The organism is Ruegeria sp. BG9, assembly GCF_056538305.1.
Map to the genome: position 1 here is coordinate 1 of NZ_JBQFSY010000013.1, position 19,717 is coordinate 19,717.

General features: G+C 53.1%; 19 protein-coding genes and 2 pseudogenes. 6 read left to right on the forward strand and 15 right to left on the reverse strand.

Annotation, left to right across the window (positions count from 1 at the left end):
- Positions 1-387: 387 nt before the first annotated feature.
- The 4 genes from ACR0I8_RS20310 to ACR0I8_RS20325 are packed head-to-tail and all read right to left on the reverse strand — an operon-like array spanning position 388 to position 3,502.
- Positions 388-1,149, reverse strand: coding sequence for an ABC transporter permease (locus tag ACR0I8_RS20310; RefSeq protein ID WP_170660777.1), 762 nt, complete (start codon positions 1,147-1,149; stop codon positions 388-390).
- Complete coding sequence (locus ACR0I8_RS20315) at positions 1,146-1,892, reverse strand: ABC transporter permease subunit (protein ID WP_170552217.1); 747 nt, start codon at positions 1,890-1,892, stop codon at positions 1,146-1,148. The genes ACR0I8_RS20310 and ACR0I8_RS20315 overlap by 4 nt, the downstream gene beginning before the upstream one ends.
- A gap of 9 nt (positions 1,893-1,901) precedes the next feature.
- The gene (locus tag ACR0I8_RS20320) at positions 1,902-2,666 is read right to left on the reverse strand and encodes a transporter substrate-binding domain-containing protein (protein ID WP_170552214.1); all 765 of its coding nucleotides are present in this window, start codon (positions 2,664-2,666) and stop codon (positions 1,902-1,904) included.
- Between the two features lie 38 nt (positions 2,667-2,704).
- The gene (locus ACR0I8_RS20325; protein WP_170692558.1) at positions 2,705-3,502 is read right to left on the reverse strand and encodes an ATP-binding cassette domain-containing protein; all 798 of its coding nucleotides are present in this window, start codon (positions 3,500-3,502) and stop codon (positions 2,705-2,707) included.
- Positions 3,503-3,595: 93 nt separating this feature from the next.
- Between ACR0I8_RS20325 and ACR0I8_RS20330 the strand changes: the two genes are divergently transcribed.
- The 5 genes and pseudogenes from ACR0I8_RS20330 to ACR0I8_RS20350 form a co-directional block, all read left to right on the forward strand.
- Positions 3,596-4,243, forward strand: coding sequence for a TetR/AcrR family transcriptional regulator (locus tag ACR0I8_RS20330; protein ID WP_480703557.1), 648 nt, complete (start codon positions 3,596-3,598; stop codon positions 4,241-4,243).
- Complete coding sequence (locus ACR0I8_RS20335; RefSeq protein WP_480703559.1) at positions 4,240-5,424, forward strand: pyridoxal phosphate-dependent aminotransferase; 1,185 nt, start codon at positions 4,240-4,242, stop codon at positions 5,422-5,424. Before ACR0I8_RS20330 ends, ACR0I8_RS20335 begins: the two co-directional genes overlap by 4 nt.
- On the forward strand, positions 5,421-7,025 hold the full coding sequence (locus ACR0I8_RS20340; RefSeq protein ID WP_170692566.1) for a 5-guanidino-2-oxopentanoate decarboxylase: 1,605 nt from the start codon (positions 5,421-5,423) through the stop codon (positions 7,023-7,025). Before ACR0I8_RS20335 ends, ACR0I8_RS20340 begins: the two co-directional genes overlap by 4 nt.
- Positions 7,026-7,028: 3 nt before the next feature.
- Entirely contained in the window at positions 7,029-7,811 is a 783-nt protein-coding gene (locus ACR0I8_RS20345; protein WP_170692569.1) for an arginine deiminase family protein, read from the forward strand.
- 137 nt (positions 7,812-7,948) lie between these two features.
- Positions 7,949-8,128: pseudogene (locus ACR0I8_RS20350) on the forward strand (transposase); the annotation flags it as partial.
- Between the two features lie 95 nt (positions 8,129-8,223).
- Here the strand turns inward: ACR0I8_RS20350 and ACR0I8_RS20355 are convergent.
- From ACR0I8_RS20355 to ACR0I8_RS20405, 11 genes and pseudogenes are all read right to left on the reverse strand, one after another.
- Positions 8,224-8,530: pseudogene (locus tag ACR0I8_RS20355) on the reverse strand (DDE-type integrase/transposase/recombinase); the annotation flags it as partial.
- A 131-nt stretch (positions 8,531-8,661) separates the two neighbouring features.
- Positions 8,662-9,222 (reverse strand): HAD family hydrolase, encoded by a 561-nt coding sequence (locus ACR0I8_RS20360; protein WP_170692572.1) that lies wholly within the window; start codon positions 9,220-9,222, stop codon positions 8,662-8,664.
- Positions 9,223-9,225: 3 nt separating this feature from the next.
- On the reverse strand, positions 9,226-10,164 hold the full coding sequence (locus ACR0I8_RS20365) for an NAD-dependent epimerase/dehydratase (RefSeq protein ID WP_170692575.1): 939 nt from the start codon (positions 10,162-10,164) through the stop codon (positions 9,226-9,228).
- Positions 10,165-10,187: 23 nt separating this feature from the next.
- A complete protein-coding gene (locus tag ACR0I8_RS20370; protein WP_170692577.1) occupies positions 10,188-10,772 on the reverse strand; it encodes a D-sedoheptulose 7-phosphate isomerase in 585 nt (194 codons plus the stop codon).
- Between the two features lie 69 nt (positions 10,773-10,841).
- Positions 10,842-11,558 carry a sugar phosphate nucleotidyltransferase gene (locus ACR0I8_RS20375; protein ID WP_170692580.1) on the reverse strand — a complete coding sequence of 239 codons (717 nt, stop codon included), beginning with the start codon at positions 11,556-11,558 and terminating at the stop codon, positions 10,842-10,844.
- Positions 11,558-12,727 carry a DegT/DnrJ/EryC1/StrS family aminotransferase gene (locus ACR0I8_RS20380; protein ID WP_480703561.1) on the reverse strand — a complete coding sequence of 390 codons (1,170 nt, stop codon included), beginning with the start codon at positions 12,725-12,727 and terminating at the stop codon, positions 11,558-11,560. The genes ACR0I8_RS20375 and ACR0I8_RS20380 overlap by 1 nt, the downstream gene beginning before the upstream one ends.
- 46 nt (positions 12,728-12,773) lie before the next feature.
- Positions 12,774-13,733, reverse strand: coding sequence for a transketolase C-terminal domain-containing protein (locus ACR0I8_RS20385; protein WP_170692583.1), 960 nt, complete (start codon positions 13,731-13,733; stop codon positions 12,774-12,776).
- Complete coding sequence (locus ACR0I8_RS20390) at positions 13,730-14,560, reverse strand: transketolase (RefSeq protein ID WP_170692586.1); 831 nt, start codon at positions 14,558-14,560, stop codon at positions 13,730-13,732. Before ACR0I8_RS20390 ends, ACR0I8_RS20385 begins: the two co-directional genes overlap by 4 nt.
- A gap of 15 nt (positions 14,561-14,575) precedes the next feature.
- Positions 14,576-15,571, reverse strand: coding sequence for a GHMP family kinase ATP-binding protein (locus tag ACR0I8_RS20395; RefSeq protein WP_170692589.1), 996 nt, complete (start codon positions 15,569-15,571; stop codon positions 14,576-14,578).
- Positions 15,572-17,098 (reverse strand): B12-binding domain-containing radical SAM protein, encoded by a 1,527-nt coding sequence (locus ACR0I8_RS20400; protein ID WP_170692592.1) that lies wholly within the window; start codon positions 17,096-17,098, stop codon positions 15,572-15,574.
- Between the two features lie 41 nt (positions 17,099-17,139).
- Positions 17,140-18,339: a glycosyltransferase gene (locus ACR0I8_RS20405; protein ID WP_170692594.1), complete on the reverse strand. Its 1,200-nt coding sequence runs from the start codon at positions 18,337-18,339 to the stop codon at positions 17,140-17,142.
- Between the two features lie 227 nt (positions 18,340-18,566).
- On the opposite strand from ACR0I8_RS20405, the gene fcl reads away from it, so the two are divergent.
- Positions 18,567-19,532: a GDP-L-fucose synthase gene (fcl, locus tag ACR0I8_RS20410; RefSeq protein WP_480703564.1), complete on the forward strand. Its 966-nt coding sequence runs from the start codon at positions 18,567-18,569 to the stop codon at positions 19,530-19,532.
- Positions 19,533-19,717 lie beyond the last annotated feature (185 nt).

Consider the following 19,717-nt stretch of genomic DNA (forward strand, 5'->3'; position numbering starts at 1 on the left):
GGAAATAAAGTGGCGCACTTGATCCGCCAGGGTTAAATCACGACCGGACTCTGCCTGTTGCAGCAGTCCGCTGAGCTCGTCACCTGATTCACAAACGATTGCTGAAACAACTCAACCGGCTCAGATCTGTGCAGCAAAACCAAGGAGACTTTCCGGACAGAAACTTAACTGCTGCGCCAGTACAACGCCCGCGATCCGAGCAACAATACAGCCATCGCAGGCTTCGAACGCGGAGTTGAACCCCGAGCGTGGCAACAGCGTGAAGACCGTGGCCAAAAGGCGAAGGCCCAGACTCTTGGGGATAGATAGATGGGGCCGAGAAAGCCGAGCTTGAATGCTCTGAGCAAATGTACCTATCGACCATACGTAAGCATTGCTGTCAAAGCCTCAAACTCCCTCAAATCGTCGGAAGGCCAAGGCAATTAAACCGGCGATGGCCATGTAAACCAAAGCCAACAACAACAGGGGCTCGTAGACCACAAATGTGTCTGCTCGAACCCGGGACGAAACCGCATATATCTCGACCACTGTGATCGTTGCTACGAGTGGCGTTGCTTTGAGCTGCAAGATGGTTTCTCCGCCCAAGGTAGGTAGAACATTGCGTACGGCTTGGGGTAGCCAGATCCGGCGGAACATCGTGAAACGTGGCATCCCGAAAGACTTTGCTGCCTCCAGCTGGCCTTTTGCCACACCGGAAAACGCGCCTCGCATGACCTCGCCTTCATATCCCGCAAAGGACAGTGTCAGTGCCAGGACGGCGTAGGGCCAAGCCTGACGCAGGTAAGGCCAAAGCTCAGACGACCGTATCCAGGGAAACTGCGGAAATAACGAACCAAGCCCGTAGTATAGCAACCAGATCTGCAACAACAGCGGTGTGCCTCGAATAATCGTGCAGAAAACCCGGGCGGGCGTAGCCAAGTACCACGGACCCACTGCCTGCGCCAATCCTAGAGGCACAGCCATTAGAAAGCCTAATACGGTTGTGACCACCAAGAGCCAGATTGTGGTCCAGAGACCTTGCAACGCCAAAGGGGCATATTTTGGAATCCAATCCCAACGCAACGAGAACGCACACCAGATCACCAATGCTGCAAACAGCAACATCATGACGATACGGTGCGGTTGCATAAGAGCTTTTACAGTGATCATGCCGAGCCACCCTTCAACGAAGGTTGACCACGCCGCGCCCATTTCTCGATGCGGGCAAAAACGACCCCTGAGAAAAGGGTCACCATAAGGTACAAGAAACCTGCAGCCAAAAAGAAGGTGAAATAAGCACGGGTACTGCTAGCCGCTTGGCGTGTTTCCAGCGTCAACTCACTGAACCCGACGACAGCAAGCAAGGCCGTGTCTTTGGTGGCGATAAGCCACAGATTGGCCAGCCCGGGCACCGCAAATCCCATCATTGCCGGTATGGTCACCCGACGCATGATCATGAAAGCGGGCATTCCATAGGACTTCGCCGCCTCGATCTGCCCGACGGGCACCGCCTTTATGGCACCTCGCAGAACCTCGGTGGCATAGGCCCCTTGTACAACGCCCAGCACCCAAATACCGGCGGCTACACCGTTGATCTCAACCCGGCCGCCTCCGACCGCTTCAGAGATCTTGTTGATGATATCACTGCCGACATAATACAGGATCAGGATCAGCACCAATTCGGGTACAGCCCTGATCACTGTTGTGTAGATGGCAAGAAGGTCACGCGTGACCTTCCCGCCGTAGAGTTTTCCGTAGGCCCCGAACAGCCCGATAACCAGCCCCATTCCAAATGCGCCGAAGGCGATTTGCAGGGAATTGGCAAGCCCGCGCAACAGGTTGCCACCCCAACTAGACAGCGACAGCAACTCCATGCTGGTGCCAAGGCCCAGTGTCTCTAACAGTCCGGTCACAGCAACGCCTTAGTAGATGCTGGTGGTGAAATAACCCGAGGTGATTTTCTCGTGGGTCCCATCCGCCAAGATCGCAGCGATCCCTTTGTTTAGCGCTTCAAGAAGTTCGGTGTCACCCTTGCGCACACCGGCACCGACGCCACGGCCCAAGATTGCCGGATCATCCGCGACAGCGCCTTTGATCTCGCAACAGCTGCCATTTTCCGAATTCACAAAATCCGCCATGGCAATGCTGTCCGCCTGAGTAGCATCGATGCGACCCGCGAAAAGGTCTTGGTTGGCCTCATCCTGAGTCTGATAGACTTTCAGCTCTGAATCCTTGAAGTACTCCTGCGCATAGGCCTGGTGGATGGTCGAGGCTTGGATCCCGATGATCTTGCCAGCAAGGGACTCTGCGGTGGGTTCGATGTCCATCGACTTGTCCGCCACAATCACTGCGGGTGTGTTGTAATACGCATCACTGAAGTCGATGGTTTTCAGACGCTCTTCGGTGATCGACATCGACGCCATGATCGCGTCGATCTGCTGGCCGGTCAGCGACGGAATGATACCGTCCCAGGCGACAGGGGTGATTACACAGTCAAGCTCGGCTGCGGCGCAGACGGCATTGATCACCTCGATCTCCCATCCGACCCAATTGCCCGAGCTGTCTGGTGACGCAAATGGGGGATAGGGTTCTGCGGCGATACCGATCTTAACTTGTTCAGCTGCGGCCGCGCCTGCAGTTAGAACGGCTGCGGCTGTTGCTGCAGTCAGAAGTGCTTTCAGTTTCATTAGGAGTCTCCCGGTTGGTTTTATTTGGTGTTTTGATGCTATCCGACGGATCTGAGGAATTGCTTCAGCCGTTCTGATTGTGGATTTCCAAAGAGGTCGGCAGGTGGTCCCTGCTCTTCAATGCGCCCCTGGTAGAGGTAGACGACATGGTTCGCCACTTCGCGCGCGAACTTCATCTCATGAGTAACCAATAACATGGTTCGCCCTTCGGCAGCCAGATCACGGATTACCGTCAGCACTTCGCCCACGAGTTCTGGATCCAGTGCGGATGTTGGCTCGTCAAAGAGCATGGCGGAAGGATCAACCGCCAGTGCCCGAGCAATAGCGGCCCTCTGCTGTTGGCCCCCGGATAGATATGCTGGGAAGGTGTCCTCTTTGCCGCCCAGGCCAACCCTGATCAGCAATTCGCGCGCGCGTCCGATCGCCTCGGATTTTGGCACCTTCAAAACATGTACCGGAACCTCGATCACATTCTCCAGCAGAGTGCGGTGGGTCCACAGGTTGAACTGTTGGAACACCATCGCCAGCTTTGTCCGAATGCGCTCTATCTGCTTTTGGCTGGCCGGGCTGCCATCCGCCCGCATGGCCACTTCCTCGCCTCCGATTACGATTTTGCCGGAGGTCGGCGTTTCAAGGAAATTGATGCATCGCAGCATGGTCGACTTGCCAGACCCCGAGCCACCAATGATCGCTACGACATCGCCCTGATGTGCAGTGAGGTCTACGCCTTTTAGCACCTCGAGATTTCCAAAAGACTTATGCAAGTCTTCAACGCGGATCGCCTCTCGGCGCGTATCCGGTCGTTCAGCGACTGCGTCAGCGGCGGCTGTGTCCATTTTTCTTTGACCCCAACTTTCTGATTGCAGTAAGCCGTGAGCATAGTAATTATGCAAGTGTATAATTACGGCATCCGCAAAAAAGGACCAATCGTGAGCGAAGACCGCAAGAAATTTAAGCGTGAGTCGGCCGAAGCCAGACAGCACGCACTGATTCTCGCGACGCTTGATTTGGTGGCAGAACAGGGCGTCCGTGGCGCCACAGTGCGGGGAATCGCAGACCGCGCAGATGTTACGCAGGGGCTCATCCGTCATTATTTCAACTCCAAGGAGGAGCTGATCGTCGCGGCGTATGAGCACCACATGAACTCGATGACAGATCAGACATTCGCACCCGCGAGCCAAGTCGAAGCCAGCGCCCAAGCCAAGTTGGCAGCTTTCGTGAAGGCGTCGTTGACGCCCCCGGTTGTCGACCCCCGTGCTATCGCTCTTTGGGCCAGTTTTTTGAACAAAGTTCAGCAGGACCAGCAAATGAAGGCGACCCACGAACGAACATACGGCTATTTTCGGGACCAGCTTGAAGGGTTGATCGCGGCTTCGCTGAAAGAAGCGAACCGTTCGGCATCGTCTGCCCAATTGCGCCAGCTGGCTATCGCTTGCAACGCGGTCATCGACGGTCTGTGGCTGGAAGGCGGCGCCTTGCCCGATGCCTTTGAGCAGGGCGAACTGGTTGAAATCGGGCTGCAATCCGTTTCTGCCATTATCGATTTGGATCTAACGCAGGAGAGCGAGCCCCTATGAGATTGACAGCAATTACTGACCGGCTGGCCGGATTGGGTGGTGGCAAGTGGGAAGTACACTTGAAGGCGCGCGCCATGGTTGAGGCAGGTGCTGATCTGGTGGAAATGACAATCGGCGAGCCGGACGTGCCAACGCCACAAGAGCTATGCGACGCCGCTGCCTTGGCGTTGCAGGCGGGCCGTACCGGCTATTCCAACGGCCGCGGAGAGGCCGGGCTTTGCGCAGCCTTGGCAGAGTCGTATACAAAAAGCCGCGGCCGGCAGTTCTTGCCCGAGAACATTCTCTGTTTTCCCGGCACACAGACCGCGCTTTATACGGTGATGCAAGGCGTCGCCGAAGCCGGTTCCGAAGTGTTGGTCGGTGACCCGATGTATGCCACATACGAGGGCGTGATCCGCGCATCAGGAGCCGAACCCGTGCCGGTGCCACTCCGCCCTGAAAACGGTTTCCGGTTGCAGGCCGAAGATATTGCCGAGCGCATCACCCCGCGCAGCCGCGCTATACTTCTGACGACTCCGCATAATCCGACAGGCGCGATCCTGACCGCTGAAGATGTACGGATAATTGGCGAACTTGCGATCAAGCACGACCTCTGGATCATCTCGGACGAAGTGTACGAGCATCTGGTGTTTGAAGGAGCAGAATTTGTATCTCCGCTTTCGGACCCGGACCTGGCCGATAGGGTCATCGCCGTGTCGTCGATTTCCAAATCTCACGCAGCCCCTGGCTTCCGCAGCGGTTGGTGCGTTGGCCCAGCCGCGTTCTGTACTGCGTTACTACCGGTCTCGGAAACGATGCTGTTTGGCAACCAGCCCTTTATCGCAGACATGACTGAAAAAGCTGTGCGACACGGATCTTCGGTCGCTGCAGGCATGGCGTCTCGTTTTGCGGCTCGCGCTCGTGTTCTGGAGCGCCGCCTTCATAGTGAAACGCCTCTGACCGTCCACCAACCGGATGCGGGCATGTTTGCGCTGGTCAACGTATCGGGCATTGGAATGGATGGTGACGCCTATGCTTGGGATCTTTTGGAGCATGGCGTTTCAGTGATGCCGGGCTCGGCCTTTGGTGAAAGCCTCAAGGACTGGGTTCGGGTCGCCCTCACCATCGACGACAGCCAATTCGCGACGGCGCTGGACCGCATCGTCGCCCACGCAAACCTCAGCAAACGGAATGTTGCATGACCAAACAAACAGTGGGCGAGGCACTGGTCGCCGAATTGAAGCAACGGGGCGTATCCTGCGTGTTCGGCATTCCCGGCGTGCACACCGTTGAGCTTTATCGCGGGCTTGCCGCCTCGGGCATTCAGCATGTGACCCCAAGGCACGAGCAAGGCGCAGGTTTTATGGCTGACGGCTATGCGCGTGTTTCAGGCAAGCCGGGCGTTGCCTTTGTCATAACAGGACCCGGCCTGACAAATACGCTGACGCCGATGGCGCAGGCCCGGGCGGATTCCGTTCCGATGCTGGTGGTTTCCGGCGTCAACGAGAAGAGCACACTAAACAAGTTTCTTGGCCACTTGCATGAACTGCCCGACCAACATGCGCTTTCCAAGACCGTTGCGCTGGTGTCCGAACATGTGGACCAGCCCAGTGATCTGAGTGCCGCTTTGGATCGCACATTTGCACCCTATTCCGTTGGACGACCAGGCCCCACCCATATCCAAATCCCGCTGGATGTGGCGGGACTCGTCGCTGAAAGCGCCCTGACGTCAGAAGACTATCCCCATCAGGCATTGGACCGCGACTTAATCCAACAAGCCGCAGACCGGCTGTCAGCCGCGCGAAAAGTCGTCATCTTGGCGGGTGGCGGAGCGAAAACGACCGGAGAAGATCTACAAACTCTGGCAGAGCGTCTCGATGCGCCTGTCGTGCAAACCGTAAATGCGCGCGGTCTGATGCATGGGCACCCACTGACTATTCCCGCTAGTCCGAGTTTAAAATCTGTCCGGACATTGATCGAAGAAGCCGATTGCGTCCTCGCTTTGGGGACCGAGTTGGGCGCTACGGACTATGACATGTATGCCACCGGAGATATGGCCTCTATGTCGGGGCTCATACGCGTGGATATTTGCCCGGATCAACTGACCCGTCACGAAGCCGCAATAGCCATAGAGGGTCGCACCGATCAGGTTGTTTCGTCCTTGCTGTCGGCCTTGCCCGGAAAATCCAACCAGCGAGACGGAATGGACCGCGCTGAAAGAACCCGCGCTGCGGCGTTTGAAGAGATAGGGCCGGACTACCGCGCTCACGTCGGGATTCTCGCGGCCATGCGCGCCGCAGTCCCGAATGCGCTCATGATCGGAGATTCCACCCAGCCGATTTATGCGGGCAATCTCTACTATGATCACGACCGTCCCGGTGGTTGGTTCAATGCGGCCACCGGATACGGGGCGCTTGGCTATGGTATTCCGGCCGCCATCGGTGCCGCGATTGCCGACCCTGAAGCGTCCGTGATTTGCATCGCCGGAGACGGTGGTGCCCAATTCTCACTGCCCGAAATCATGGCCGCAGTGGACCAAAACCTGCGCATTACCTTTGTTCTTTGGAACAATCATGGCTATGGCGAAATCGCCACGTCCATGGAGGGCGTGGGGGTCGAGGTGATCGGTTGCGACCCAACCCCACCTGACTTTGCGGCCACTGCTGCCTCGTTTGGCATCCCCTACAAACGCGTCCCCCAAGATCCAACAGCTGTTGCCGCTGCACTGGGAGACGCCGACGCCCAAAACGGCCCCTCTATTCTGGAAATTAATGCTGCCGGGCGTCGCCCGGATCAGGAGTGACTCATGCGAAACCCGACCTTTGAATTTACCCGTGCCATAACGCGCAAGCCTGCCTCGACCATTGCAGACGGCCTGCGTGCCGAAGATATCGGCAATCCCAGCCTCCAGGGTATGCTGGCTGCGCATTCGGCCTATGTCAGCGCGCTGCGGAGCACTGGAGCAGAAGTTATTGAGCTACACCCGCTGGAAGCCTACCCGGACGCCCAGTTCGTCGAGGACACCGCGCTGTGCCTGCCGCAAGGTGCTATCCTGATGCGACCTGGCGCGCCGTCCCGCGTGGGTGAGGTGGCAGAAATTTCGTCGACGATCCGTGCCTGTTACGACGACGTCCGCGAGATCAAAGGCCCGGGCCATGTCGAAGGCGGCGACATCTTGGTGACCGGAAAGGAAATCCTCGTCGGCCGCTCGGATCGAACTGATGCTGCAGGCGTGGCCGAACTGGCAGAAATCGCCAATGAGTGGGACTATGCTTTGCGCGAGGTGTTCACGCCTGAAGGCGTGTTGCATTTCAAGACCGATTGTTCGCTGATGGATGCCGAAACCATCCTTTCAACCAAGCGCCTGGATGCGTCCGGGTGTTTTGAAGGCTACCGGGTTCTGCATGTTGCCGACGGTGAAGAAGCGGCCGCCAATGCAATACGTTTCAACAATCTGGTGCTCATGGCGGCCGGTTTCCCGCGTACTGCAGATGTATTGGACAATGCTGGGTATGAAGTCGTCCAAATCGACAACACCGATTGCGCCAAGTTGGATGGCGGCATGTCATGCCTTTCGCTGAGATTCTGATCGCAAACAAGCTTTCGGGCATAGGGAGAGAGTTCGCTCAGGTCAGAGCACAATGTGCCCGCTTTCCGTTGTAGGGTCAGGACGCAATGAATTCCGCCGGATGACACGATTCACGTTTCGTACAATGAGCGGTGCAAATGTCTGATCTTTTCTGGTTGAGCGACGCACAGATGGCGCGCCTTGAACCTTTCTTTCCAAAGTTGCATGGCAAGCCCGGTGTCGATGATCGACGGGTGTTGAGGGGAGTTGTCTTCCACAATCGCAAAGGTTTGCATTGGCGAGGTGCATTCAGGGAGTAGTGTCCGCAAAAGACGCTATAAAACCGCTGGAAGCGATGAGCGACAAAGGCATCTTTGCACTGATGATGACCGATCGGGATTCTGTTGCGAATTTTTAGTTGTATGACAAAAACGCGCTTTGGCAGCTGGTTTATTCTGACGGCTTACAAGCATAAAATCTAGCGTTTTCATGTGTTTGACGACGACTCGATAGAGGCAAGCCCACGCGTCTTTCACATTGCTGTAGGTCTCGTCTATCCACCAGGAGCGATCACACAATCCATTGCGCCTGCGTGCTACTTCGGCAATTGCACTAGCGTATTTTGTTACCCGGTGGTTCAGCGTCGTGTGATCTACCGCGAAGCCATGCTCGGCCATGATCTCTTCAAGATCACGATATGACACACCATATAGAAAGTAGAAGAATACAGCGAACAGGATAACGTCCTTGGGGTATTGCGCGCCTGCAAATTAGATCATGGTCTGACTTTAAACTTGATATTTTCGATAGTTATTCACCCGCTTGGGGCGAGCGCGTCAATTGCCGATAACTTGCAACAGAGCCCCATCCGCTAAGTGAGCGGCAACTTTGATAGCTCCGTTTCGATCGACCTATGCCTATCGAAAAACTTGGTTGCTGTCGGGATCGGGTCTCTGTCAGGAGTTAGCATGAACCTATTCGGAATGCCGGCGCGATGAGCTGCGATCATATCGCTTTCACTGTCTCCCACGAACACGCTCTGCGACAGGCTGAGAGATAAATCTTCCGCAGCCTGTAAGATCATGCCTGGGTTTGGTTTTCGGCAAAAGCAATCACGCTTGTATCGACCTATTCCATGTTCAGGGTGGTGAGGACAGAAGTAAACGGCGTCAATGTTCGCTCCACGCTTGAGAAACACGCCGCGCATCCACGCCATGTAGCCTTCAAAAACCTCCTCCGAGTAGTACCCGCGCCCAATTCCAGCTTGATTGGTAGCCACAACAACAGCGTAACCCAGGTGGTTCGCACACTTTACAAGTTCGAAAATTCCATCAATGAAATCCGTATCTTCGGCCTTGTGTACATACCCGTGGTTTACGTTGACCACCCCGTCACGATCCAAGAAAAGGGCTGGGCGCGATGAGCCCGTCATGACCTAGACGTTCCCAAACCCTGATTTGCTGATCATACGCAAACCTTTTACAAGCTCTCCCAATCCTGCATCCAAAGACACCTCAGGCTTAAATCCCGAAGCTTCAATTTTTTCGTTTGAAACTATGTAGTTTCGTTGATCCGGGTCTTTGCCGACTTCGGCTTCGATGAATACAAAGTCAGGCACATGCTTTTTGATGCGTTCGCACAATTCCCACTTGGAGACATTGGCGTTCGACAAACCAACGTTGAAGATTTCGCCCTTCATCGCATCGAAATTGGCAATTCCGTGCTGGAAGACTTGGCTTACATCCCGCACATGAACATAGTTTCGTTTGAAGTGACTTTCAAAAAGAACGATAAAACGGTCGTTTAGCGCACGATATGCAAAATCGTTGACCAAGAGGTCGAGCCGCATCCTCGGCGACATGCCAAAAACAGTCGCAAGCCGGAAACTGATCGCATTTGGATGATCCATAAGGCGTTTTTCGATTTCGACTTTGTCTATCGCATATTTGGAGATCGGCCGCAGCGGACTTTCTTCGGTGCAGTAGTTGTTCTCGTCACCGGTTCCGTAGGCACTGTTGGTTGTCGGCATCAATATCCGCTGATCTTTTGATGCCAGTTGGAGCATCAAGTTGATCGCGTCGACGTTAACACTTTGGGCGCCAATTGGATCACGTTTGCACAGGGGGGCCCCCACGTAAGCCGCTAGTGGAATGATTACGTCGGCCTTCTTGATCAATGGGGCGACTGTTTCTTCAAGACGAATATCCCCTTTAACGATATCAAAATCAGGATAACGGCATGCGTGATTTAGGCTGGATTGCCCAAACATGAAATTATCCAGAACAGTCACTTTATGGCCTTTTGCCAGAAGCTCTGGCACCAAGGTCGAACCAATGTACCCGGCACCGCCGGTAACTAGGATATTGTGTGTCACAGTTAGTTTCCCTTATCTCGTCTCTACGGCCCAAAGAGCTCTTGTTCAACGCATTGGCACAAGGAATGAGCAAGAACAATATGCATCTCCTGGATGCGCGCAGTATCACGGCTCGGCACGATTAATGAGTGGTCTGCCAATTCTTTTGCGACGCCACCGTCACCACCCAAAAACGCAATAGTGGCGATGCCGATTTCACGCGCCGCCTTCAGAGCTTGGATGATGTTTGGGGATGTACCCGACGTCGTTATAGCCAGAAGAACATCATTTTTTTGCGCTTTACCGAGCAATTGGCGCGCAAACAATTGTTCAAACCCGTAGTCATTTCCAATGGCAGTCAGAATAGAGCTGTCTGTAGTCATCGCTTCTGCCGGAAGTGGTGCCCGGTCCCGAGCAAGTTTACTGACAAACTCTGCCGCCAGATGCTGTGCATCTGCGGCCGAACCACCGTTCCCAGCGATGTATAAGCGTCCACCCGCCTTGTATCGTGCCACAAGGACCTTCGCGGCGGTCTCAAACTCGGCAAGTTGGCCAAGGTCCGCGACGTACGCAGTTTTAACTTCTGCCGAGGCCGTTGCATTCGTCTTTAGGATGTCTGAATAGCTCATAGTTTTCTGGTCTCGCCCTTCAACAAAAGCCAATATACTCCTGCACTCAAGTTTTCGCGGATTGGATGCCTAGTGATCATCTGACACGTCCGGTAGGAACGTCTGAGCATACTCAAAATCCTTTGGTACGCCGATATCGATGAATCTGCCTTTTTGTTCGAGCCCGAATAGTCGAGCCTTGTTCTGTAAAAGGCTCGGAAATATCTCGGCCTCCAGAGAAACCGGTTGCGTAACCGGAAAGAAGGGGTCCAAAACCGCAGTTTCGATTAAATAGACACCACCGTTTACAAGAAAACTGGAATGCTTTGGGGCGCTTCCGAACGCGGATACCCGACCGTCTTCACTCAACTCGATCGCCATGTAGCGCGCTGAATCATCCGAACGAAAAACAGAAAATGTGACGGAAGCATTGTTTTCTTCGTGCACACTTTCAAGTTTAGGCAGATCGACGTCAAAATATGTATCGCCATTGAGCAGCAGAAACCGCTGCTGATCTTGAGGTGCACTTAGTAGAACCCCCCCGCCGGTGCCCATCAAACTTGGTTCGACATTGTAGGTGATTTCCGCACCTTCAAATTGCGAGCGATAGCGTTCCTGGATCATTTCGTGTTTGTAGCCGACGGACAAAACAAAGTGATTGATACCTTTTTGCCGCCAATGGCTCAGCAGCCGGTCAAGAAACGGTCGGCCGCGAATGGGCGCAAGTGGCTTTGGAACGCCCGGCACGGCCGAACGCAATCGCGTGCCAAGCCCTCCTGCCAAAACAACTGCTGTGCGAACAAGCATCAGTTTACTGCATTCAATACATCACAAATTTGATCTACCTCTGCGAGGCTCAGGTCCGGGAAGTTCCCAATATAGAAGCCAAAGAAGTGAACATGTTCAACTTCAGGATAATCCCGATAATCACCGATATCCAAGTTCTGAAGATAAGGCTGACGCATTTGGTTTCCGCCGCCGGCACTGCCACGACGGAACTCGATGCCTGCGTTTCGCATGGCTTCCATCAAACGTCCGGCCAGATCCATATCCGCCTGTTTCAATACCAGATTGAACGCATAGTTGGAGGAACCTTCCACAGCGAAATCAGTTCGGTAGAGGTTTGGATCAATGCGCTCCAGAAAGTGCAGAAAATTCTCGGTTCTGCGCGCATTGTTCGCATCCAACCGCTTTAGTTGCGAGCGCCCCAAAATGCCGCCCAACTCATTGTTGCGCGCATTGTAGGCTGGAACGGCGAAAATGAAGTCGGGGTTGAGTTCCGGATTGTCAGCTACGTATCGCGCTTTCATGTCTGGATCTGTCAGTTCGCGCACCATCCCGTGGGAGCGGAACATCCTTGCAGCCTGATATGTCTCGGGATCGTTGGTGCACACCATTCCGCCTTCGATCGTGCTCATGTGATGTGCATAATAAAAGGAAAAATTGGACATCCACCCAAAAGAGCCGAGAAGCTGTCCGTTGTGTCGCGCCCCGTGGCTTTCACAAACATCTTCGATCAACGGAATTCCGCGTGCTTCCAACTCTTGCAGAACGGTGTCATCCAATCCGCTGAAACCCTGGCAATGAGTCACGAATACTGCACGGGTGTCATCAGTCATTTTGTCCAGTGTCTGCTTTGGATCCATTGAAAGGGTTCGTGGATCGATATCCACGAAAACGGGTTTGAACCCATGAGCCAATACGGCCGAAACATCTGAAACCCAGGTTAGAGGCGGCAATAGCACCTCGCCGCCCTCAGGGTGGCGCTGCTTCAGGATCGCGAGGCTGATCATGTTTGCCGAAGACCCGGAGTTCACAAAGACTGAGTATTTGACGCCTAGCCACTCAGACCACTCTTTTTCGAACTCCCGGCAGTTGGCCCCATTGGTCAGAATGGGATCATCTCCCTTAAGGTGCTCAATGACCGCATCCAGATCTTCGCGGGAGAAATTGTTGCGCATTAGTGGGAATTTCATGTCTTTCTCTCTCGATATGTGCAGTTGTCTGGATCGACAGTCCGTATTAGCACGTCGTCAAAAAGCCGTTTATCTGGTTCAGGACGGAGTGTTCACCTATACCGACCTCTTCATGCAATTCTTGACGCGTGCCAAGCTCAAATCTGTAGCCGCCGGTTACGCCCAGGTTGAGATGTGGTTTGCCAGGTAAATTCTCGCGCAGGATATCTGCTATCAACGCGTCCAAACCGCCGCGCGCGCGAAAGCCTTCTTCAAGTGTGGCGACGCTTTTTGCAGGCTCTAGGATTTCCTTCAACGCCGACACGTCAAGGCCAGAAAAATCGACCAGATCGATCAAGCCCACGGACCGCCCTTGCTCATTTAGATTTTGCGCCACCTTTTGGGCCGTGTGGACCATATATCCGGTTGCAACCAAAACGATATCGGTACCTTCCCCGAGGACCCTGAACCCTTTAGTTGGATCATAGGGTCTGTCCGCATCCACGATAGGCAGAACCTGTGCATCCAGCCGTAGGTATTTTATTCCGTTTCCTTGAATACATCGATCAAACAAAGCGGCAGAACTTGTGTGATCCGCAGGGGATAAAACCTGCATGTTCGGCATCGCCCGCATGACGGTCAGGTCTTCATAGCATTGGTGAGTAGGACCAGACACTACGTAACTATAGCCTGCACCCACACCGATTAGATTGACATTCATGGGCCTGACTTCACTCAGCAGTGCAAGACTGACACGCACTTGTTCCAAGCAGCGCATGGTGATGAACGGTGCAATTGCGTAAGAAAACACCTTGAACCCCTCGAGCGCGAGCCCTGCCGTAACATTGATAAGGTTCTGTTCAGCGACACCAACATTCATAAAACGTGTTGGATGATCAGCTCGTATCTTGTCCAGAACTGGTGAACCAAAATCTGCGGTTACAAAGTAGATGTCATCTTGCGTGCCCATGGCTTGCCAGATGCGTTCGAGCAGTGCATCCCGCATAGCCCTCGGTTTCTCGGTCATTTTGCTTTTCCCAGAAGAGAATCAACCGTTTCAGGCTTTGGGTTTAGAATATGGCTGAGGGGTTCACCCTCCAGCCCCGGTACTCCGCGTCCCTTAATCGTGTGCGCTATGAGCGCTTTGGGTTTGCCGGATTTTTGCGACTTCTTTTTGATGAGTGCTTTTCGAACGGCGATCACATCATGCCCATCAACTTCATCTACATCGAAATCGAACGCAGAAAGCCTTGGATTCAAATTTGCCATGGACAAGATATTGTCGGTGAAATCCAGCATTGAGGTGGCATTGTTGTCGACAATCAGCGTCAGATTGTCCAAGCCATGTTGCGAAGCAAGCATGATCGCTTCCCAGTTGGCGCCTTCGTGAAGTTCCCCGTCTCCGCACACTACAAAGACGTCCCGCTGGACACCCTTGCTTTTTAGTGCCAACGCCATTCCAGTCGCCACACCTAAACCATGCCCCAAGGAACCGTTCATGGTTTCGTATCCCGGGATAACCGGATCCGGAATCCCACCCAAAATTCCACCAGCCCGACAAACGCGATCAAGCTCATCTTTGGGAAAGAAGCCCAGATCTGCCAGGATCGGATACATGCAGATCGAACCATGGCCTTTTGAAATCACGCACCGATCACGCTCTGGGTGAAGAGGTTCGTCAGGAGCAAACCGCAATACACCCCCGTAGTAGAAAGCGACAAAGATCTCGATAGAAGACAGGGACGATGCAAGGCGTACCTCGGGAGCGCCCCGAAACACTCCCAGGGTCTCTCGCCACACCCAATCGGCTTTGTCCACAAGGGCATTGTCACCTAAGGATAGACTGTTTGCCATAAGGTCTCCTGTCCGTCAAAAGCCTTTGGGTTGATAAACCACGACTTTGCTGCCGGTGTTGTCGAAACGGAATTGCACGGGCACAAAGTCCCGCAGTCGATCTTTAATTGCCGCGTGGTGTTGCGGTTGAGCGAAGACCAGTAAAAAACCTCCGCCGCCTGCACCTAGGATTTTACCGCCGATCGCACCAGCATCATGCGCGGCTTCCATCGCGGTATCGATATCCTCGGTAGATACTCTGTCCGACAACTCACGCTTCAACAGCCAGCTATCATGCAACAAGTTCCCGAATTCCTCTATTGGAGTCGAGTCTGATGCGAGTATTTGGATGGCCTCATCGACCATTTCGCGCATGCGGAACAAACTGTCCTGCTTCTTTTTGAGGTTCGCAATCTTAGACTTTGCGATGTCGGCAGCAATTCGAGATTTGCCTGTGTAAAACAAGATCAAATGATCATTCAGGCTTGCCAAACGCTCTGGCGGAGCGATCAAGGGTGCGACTGTCAGGCTGTCATCCCGGTGAAACTCGATTTTGTTGAAGCCCCCAAAAGCAGCTGTTGTCTGATCCTGAGCCCCCACTGCTTCCTTAATGACGTTTTGCTCTACATGAATCGCACTTTCAGCCAGTTCTTGTTTGGAACTGTACCGACCTTCCAAAGCACGCAGGGCGTGTATCAAACCAACTGTAAACGAAGAACTGGAGCCCAGCCCGGACCGCGCCGGCAAGTCACCGTCATGGTGTATTTCGAGCCCTTCGTTAACCCCTGCCCATGCCAAAACCTCGCGTACTGCAGGATGCGCAATTTCGCTGATTTCCCGCACGTTTTCGATGGCCGAGTAAACGATCCGAAATCGGTGGTCAAAAAAGGGAGGCAAATGACGGCAAGAGATGTAACAGTACTTGTCAATCGCAGTTGCAAGAACCGCACCGCCGTGCTCGCGGTACCAAGCGGGATAGTCCGTGCCTCCTCCGAAAAAGGAAATTCTAAAAGGCGTGCGCGTGATGATCATTTAGTCCCCCAAAAGCTTACGTTTCAGGCGCACTTTGGACATTTCCTCGACGTTCTGACGCTCCTGCTTGCCAAAACTCTCTTCGACTAACGCGAGGTACTTGGGATTGGTGAAATAGGTCTGCCATGCCTCGTCCCGAAACCGCAGCACATCTGCAGAAGACAAGGTCTTTGTCGGCAGAGGCTTCGATTCGTACGATAGAAATGCAAACTCTTCCGCAGTTGTCGGAAGATCTTCACCACGTTTAACTGCATTAGTATACATAGGCGATCCTGGCAGTGCCTGACAGGGGTACATGTTTGCCATTTCTGTATTCAGCTCGAGCGCTAGATCCAGCGTCTGCTGCATAGTTTCAAGCGTATCGTCTGGAAAACCGAATATGTAGTTTGAGATTATCTTGATGTCCGCTTCGCGCACGGTATCACATATCTCTCGAATGTTTACATCTCGGAAGCTACCTTTTGAAACCTCCTGCCGGACATCCTGATTTCCAGCTTCAATGCCAAGCGCCAGCCAATTGATTCCCGCTTTCTTGAACAAAGCCAGCTGGTCTTCGCGGACAGTATCAACCCGTGAGTAGGCCCACATATTCAGGTCGAGACCTCTGTCGATAATCCCTTCCAGCAAAGGTTTGTAATACTTGCGATTCAGGAAAAACATCTCATCGCTGATGCGTAGGGTCTGAACCCCCATTTCCGCCAGTTTTTCCATTTCCCGCAGAACCCAATCCGGGCTCCAGAACCGCATTCCCTTGCTGTCGGCTGCGCTGATAAAATCATCGTTGTTGTTGCGGTTGACAATGTTGATCATGCAAAAATCGCAAGCAAACTGGCATCCCAAAGATGTGTAGATCGCCGCAAAGGGTGTGCGTTTTGCATGGTCGAAATCAGCATGCCAAAAATGGGCGCGGTACAGATCCAACGGCTTTTTGTCATACGGCAAAAGATCCCAGGCATAGCCTGGCAAGTCGCTGTCCATAAGGGCGAGCGGAACCACACGCTGTGGGGCATTCAAAACCAAGTTCGCTTCGCCGCCGGGCCCACGTTCCTTGTATCCAATGCCCTTGATCGTCGCTAAATCGCTGGACAAGTTGCTGTCAGACAATTCGTGCAACGCATACACACCTTCGTTCAGCAGAACGATATCGACACAATCCTTGGCCAGAACCTCTTTTGGGAGCGCTGACACGTGCGAACCCACAAAACAGATTTTTGTGTCAATTGCTGCCTCTCGTACCGCATCGGCCAGCGCGTAGGCACCGATCATTCCTGTAGTCCCGGAGTTGGGATTTTGCCCATAAACAACCATTACGACCAGGCGCGCTTTGCTGTCTGCGATGCGTTGAGTGGCGGCGTCGATATCCAGACGTTCTGCGTCAACATCAAGAATACCAACATCTTTCCCGCGGGACCGGCACGATTGCGCCAATAGCAACGCCCAGGTCGGGGGTTCAATCGCAGCGAAAGTTTTTGCGAGATCCTGATACGCCTTGGCTGCGGAGCTTGGGTTTACAAAAAGAACATCCATTGAAGCTACCTGCCGAATTTGTTTCCACTTACTGGCATGAATCAGAATTTCGATTCAATCGAAAATCGCAGTCTTCGCAGCTTCTTGCCAAAGTTCTCTTTAATGACATTGACGGCCCACGAAAATGCGACTGAACCTACTTTAGGTACAGTGATGATTTCACTTTGTGGCGCGACATTGTGCATACGGCGGCGGAACGACTTCACCTCACTTACCACAAGTCCAAAGTGTCGGGTTCTGTACTTGGACAGCCTGCCAAGTAGTGACGCCAATTGGTATGACTTAGGCAAAAGTAACTCGTTTTCTCGCCTTTTTGCATGTGCCAGCTTCTCTGTTATTTCGCGCATTTGCTCAGAGTCCTCAAACTTGGCGCAAGCCAGCTGCAAACGCAAAGCATGCTCTTGGCGTAGGTTTTCGTTGGCTTGGTACTTTCTGATCAATGCTACCAGTTCTTGGGTTGTCCTGAACATCGGCACCTCACCATCCGGAAACAGCAATTCCAGTGCAGGTGTATACTCGGACACACACAGTGTTCCGCATAATCCAGCTTCTATCACGCGGCCCTTGAACTGTAACAAATACGGTGCACCGCTTTGGTCAACGGGTGAGCCTGACTTTGCAAAGTTTAGGACGATTTTTGAACGCCCGATCAGCTTAGTTAGATCCTCGTAGCTCAGAAACCCATCTTCGCGGGACGTCATGTCCACATGCAGATCTGCTTTGACCAGAGCATCGACAAAGGATTGGCGATCTGCCTTCGTGATATGCCCAAAATGAAATAGGTTATAGTTGCGGTCCAATTGACGATCGAAAAGCAACGTCTTGCTCGCCTCCAACGCCAAAAAACAGCTTGGGATGTCGCGCTCTAGGTATTTTAGAACAGAAATGGGATCTGAACTAAGTACAAAGTCGCATGCTGAAGCGGTAACCCGATTGAAATCGTGCTGAACAAGGTCGTCAAACGTAACCATGACTCGAAGGCGTGCTGCTGTTGCGCTTTCGCGTATCAACGAGGCGTCAACGGCTCGGTCGAAGTCAACGTCAAAAAAAACGATCTCGCAGTTGTGTTCACGAATGCTTCGCTGAATTTCATCAACGACCTTATTTGTTCCTCCCGCCTTGAAGAGAGGGTGCGTTTCCAGAAAGTGCGTGTCGTAAGAGACATTCAACTTCCGAATGAAATGGTCGTGACGGATCCCTTGGGCGGATGCGACCAAAAGAATTGACGGTTTCTTGGCCATATGCGCTCCCGCTGGATGCAATTTAGACACTGCGTTCAGCCAATAGATTTAATGGCCCAACACGCGTTGTAAGCCAAGCGCGTATCATCTTTTTGGGCTTTGTTGTCAACCTGAGGCGTTGTCGCGCCCGTTGTTTGAAAAGTTGTGAAGTGCGAATCCGACTGAGTATTGATTTGAGTTGTTTCTGACTGTAGAGCCAGCAGTGTTTCACAGCAAAAGGTATCGCAATGACCAAGGTTTTTGTTGCCGGTCATCGGGGGATGGTTGGCTCTGCGATCGTCCGAAAATTGCAGACAACCGGAGAGTGTGAGCTTGTCACTCGAAACCGCGATCAGTTGGACTTGACGGACCAATCAGCTGTTCGTGCGTTCATGCAAAAAGAGCGTCCGGACCATGTTATTCTGGCTGCTGCAAAGGTAGGCGGGATACATGCGAACAACACATATCCTGCCAACTTTATCTACGAAAACCTGATGATTGAATGCAACATTATACATCAAGCATTTGATGCAGGAGTACAGCGTTTGTTGCAGCTGGGATCAAGTTGCATCTATCCCCGCCTTGCCGACCAGCCTATGTCAGAAGAGGCACTGCTGACCGGTACTCTGGAGCCTACCAACGAGCCTTATGCTGTTGCAAAAATTGCCGGAATTAAACTTTGTGAGAGTTACAACAGGCAATATGGCGTGGACTACCGCTCTGTAATGCCGACCAACCTTTACGGACCAGGTGACAATTTTCACCTTGAGAACAGCCACGTACTGCCCGCCTTGATCCGCCGCTTTCACGAGGCAAAAATGCACGGGGCTGAACGTGTTACCATTTGGGGTAGCGGTCGTCCCAAACGCGAGTTTTTGCACGTGGATGATATGGCAGACGCAAGTTTATTCGTTCTGAACTTAGATACTGCAAAATACAAAGCGAACACTTCTCCGATGCTAAGCCATGTGAACGTTGGTTGTGGTGAGGACATCAGCATTTTAGACGTAGCCAAACTCGTCGCTGAAGTAGTTGGATTTGACGGCCAAATTGATACAGATCCGACAAAACCCGACGGTGCTCCTAGAAAGTTGCTGAACGTCCAAAGACTGAAGGCGATGGGTTGGGAAGCGCAGATCTCGCTCGAAGATGGTCTGCAGGATGCCTACTCGTGGTTCCTCAAGCATCATGTGAATTCGACTGAAAAGGACTGAACCATAGACAGCGAGTGCTCTGCCCTGCCGCCGATCCGCAGATCTGCCATCGGGGTGAAGACGTTGTGACAGGGTCTTTGGGCGGATCGGCTATCAGAGGGCGATGAGATTCGACAACGGCGGCAAATTTTTCTCTCGCGAATTCGATCTTTAAGCCTATACCAATGGGTTCGATGCGAAGTTTC

Excerpts from the sequence above, each read along its gene's own strand:
- ACR0I8_RS20310 (WP_170660777.1), bottom strand. The coding sequence starts at position 1,149 with ATGATCACTGTAAAAGCTCTTATGCAACCGCACCGTATCGTCATGATG.
- ACR0I8_RS20320 (WP_170552214.1), bottom strand. The coding sequence starts at position 2,666 with ATGAAACTGAAAGCACTTCTGACTGCAGCAACAGCCGCAGCCGTTCTA.
- ACR0I8_RS20325 (WP_170692558.1), bottom strand. The coding sequence starts at position 3,502 with ATGGACACAGCCGCCGCTGACGCAGTCGCTGAACGACCGGATACGCGC.
- ACR0I8_RS20335 (WP_480703559.1), top strand. The coding sequence starts at position 4,240 with ATGAGATTGACAGCAATTACTGACCGGCTGGCCGGATTGGGTGGTGGC.
- ACR0I8_RS20340 (WP_170692566.1), top strand. The coding sequence starts at position 5,421 with ATGACCAAACAAACAGTGGGCGAGGCACTGGTCGCCGAATTGAAGCAA.
- ACR0I8_RS20345 (WP_170692569.1), top strand. The coding sequence starts at position 7,029 with ATGCGAAACCCGACCTTTGAATTTACCCGTGCCATAACGCGCAAGCCT.
- ACR0I8_RS20360 (WP_170692572.1), bottom strand. The coding sequence starts at position 9,222 with ATGACGGGCTCATCGCGCCCAGCCCTTTTCTTGGATCGTGACGGGGTG.
- ACR0I8_RS20370 (WP_170692577.1), bottom strand. The coding sequence starts at position 10,772 with ATGAGCTATTCAGACATCCTAAAGACGAATGCAACGGCCTCGGCAGAA.
- ACR0I8_RS20375 (WP_170692580.1), bottom strand. The coding sequence starts at position 11,558 with ATGCTTGTTCGCACAGCAGTTGTTTTGGCAGGAGGGCTTGGCACGCGA.
- ACR0I8_RS20380 (WP_480703561.1), bottom strand. The coding sequence starts at position 12,727 with ATGAAATTCCCACTAATGCGCAACAATTTCTCCCGCGAAGATCTGGAT.
- ACR0I8_RS20385 (WP_170692583.1), bottom strand. The coding sequence starts at position 13,733 with ATGACCGAGAAACCGAGGGCTATGCGGGATGCACTGCTCGAACGCATC.
- ACR0I8_RS20390 (WP_170692586.1), bottom strand. The coding sequence starts at position 14,560 with ATGGCAAACAGTCTATCCTTAGGTGACAATGCCCTTGTGGACAAAGCC.
- ACR0I8_RS20395 (WP_170692589.1), bottom strand. The coding sequence starts at position 15,571 with ATGATCATCACGCGCACGCCTTTTAGAATTTCCTTTTTCGGAGGAGGC.
- ACR0I8_RS20400 (WP_170692592.1), bottom strand. The coding sequence starts at position 17,098 with ATGGATGTTCTTTTTGTAAACCCAAGCTCCGCAGCCAAGGCGTATCAG.
- ACR0I8_RS20405 (WP_170692594.1), bottom strand. The coding sequence starts at position 18,339 with ATGGCCAAGAAACCGTCAATTCTTTTGGTCGCATCCGCCCAAGGGATC.
- fcl (WP_480703564.1), top strand. The coding sequence starts at position 18,567 with ATGACCAAGGTTTTTGTTGCCGGTCATCGGGGGATGGTTGGCTCTGCG.